Source organism: Bacillus sp. JJ1521 (assembly GCF_036965165.1).
In the GTDB taxonomy this organism is placed as follows: Bacteria; Bacillota; Bacilli; order Bacillales; family Bacillaceae_L; genus Ferdinandcohnia.
In genome coordinates this window covers 1-1788 of sequence record NZ_JBALOX010000211.1, presented here as the reverse complement: position 1 = coordinate 1788, position 1788 = coordinate 1, and the positions used below count along the sequence as shown (strand labels likewise).

The window sequence follows — 1788 nt, the reverse complement described above, 5'->3', positions numbered from 1 at the left end:
CCTTGTGCTTTTCTATTTTATAGTAAATGTTTGAAAGGTTTGGCTCCTGGTGGTGCGTTTTGAATCATATCGACAAATGGTATTGTATAAGCGATTAAGATTAATACCACTAACACACCAACCCAAAGCTTCCAGTTTTCAAGAAGCATAGGTGTTTTTTCTGCTTCATCTGCCACTTCACCTACAGGGAATTCTGTTTCACCTTTTGGTGCAAAGAAGGCAAGGTTAATGAAGATGATAAGAACTAGGATAATCCCGATAAATAGAATTGTTCCACCAATTGCTTGTGCAATTTGATATGGAATCCATTCTGCCGCTTGCTCAGAACCTCCATACGTTGAGAATGCTGAACGTCTTGGAGCTCCCAGTAATCCTTGAAAATGCATCGATGTTGACATGAATGTCATCCCAATTGTCCATACGATTGTTTGAATAATCGCAAGCTTGTTCATTGCTTTTGTCAATACGCGACCAGTTAAATGTGGAATTAACCAGTAGGAGATTCCAAAAAATGTTAATACAACAGTTGTTGCAGCAGTTAAGTGAAAGTGACCTGTTACCCAAATCGTATTGTGAATGACTTGGTTCATCTGGTGACTTGCATTGATAATTCCGCCGGCACCTGCTGGGATGAAGAATAACATACCAACGAATGGTGCGAAGAAACGAGCATCTCCCCAAGGAAGCTTTCTAAACCAACCAAACAAACCTGTTGCACCCTTTGATCTTCCATATAGTTCGAATGATGCAAACAATGAAAAAGCAGTCATTAGAGAAGGTATAACAACCATGAATGTTAGAACAACTTGTAAGAACTTCCAATTTGGATCAATACCTGGTTCAGTTAACTGATGGTGGAATCCAACTGGAATTGAGAATAATAGAAACAAAATAAAGGATAATCTTGCAAGGGCATCTGAGAAAATCTTTCCTCCGATTACCTTAGGAATGACAACGTACCATGCCATGTATGCTGGTAATAACCAGAAGTACACAAGTGGGTGACCGAAATACCAGAATAATGTTCTACTAATAAGGACATCGATTGTGTCAACCCAACCAAATGACCATGGGATAAATTGAATTAGAACTGATGCAGCAACCCCAAGTGTTGCAACCAACCATAAAATCATCGTCATGACAGCCATAAAGCTTAATAAAGGTGTAACTTCACCAGGATTTGCTTTTTTCCATTTCCCAAAATGGGCAAACATTGCAAATCCACCAATCCAGCTACCAACTACAACAAGCGCTAGTCCGATATAGAAGAATGGGTGTGCTTGTAGAGGAGCATAGAATGTATAAAGAACAGATGCTTCACCTAATAGAATCGTAGTTGCTGTTGATGCTGTACCAATTGTCATCGTCCAAAAACCAATCCAAGCAGTTAAACGCAACTTTGGTGATAGGGTACCTGCTGTTTTACTTAAGCTCGCAAATAAGAAACCAATGATAAAAAATGTAGTAAGTACAAGTCCTAATAAAACGCCGTGAACAGTTAGTAATTGATAATAGCCTATTCCGGCAGGTAATGTAAATTTCCCCGAACGAACAAGTGTCTGAAGTAATCCAGCAGTTCCTCCTAGAAATAAAGCAGCGAAGGCTACATAAAAGTGAGCCATTGCTAATTTCGCATCTTTTTTGTCAACTTTCTCGATTGAATTCGCCATTATTCGGTCACCTCAACTTTCGCCATCATTAAGTGGTGTCCAACTCCACAATATTCATTACATAACACTAGAAATTCGCCTGTTTTAGAAAATGTTTGTGTATAACTGCTGATATAAC

General features: G+C 39.0%; 1 protein-coding gene and 1 pseudogene. Both read right to left on the bottom strand.

Annotated elements, in window-relative coordinates; translation table 11 throughout:
• Positions 1-17: 17 nt before the first annotated feature.
• Complete coding sequence (locus V7147_RS22320; protein WP_335370005.1) at positions 18-1670, bottom strand: b(o/a)3-type cytochrome-c oxidase subunit 1; 1653 nt, start codon at positions 1668-1670, stop codon at positions 18-20.
• Positions 1670-1788: pseudogene (locus tag V7147_RS22315) on the bottom strand (cytochrome B5); the annotation flags it as partial. The pseudogene V7147_RS22315 and the gene V7147_RS22320, both read right to left, overlap by 1 nt.

What these genes read in the sequence shown, in the direction of transcription:
- V7147_RS22320 (WP_335370005.1), bottom strand. Translation starts at nt 1,670, where the DNA reads ATGGCGAATTCAATCGAGAAAGTTGACAAAAAAGATGCGAAATTAGCA.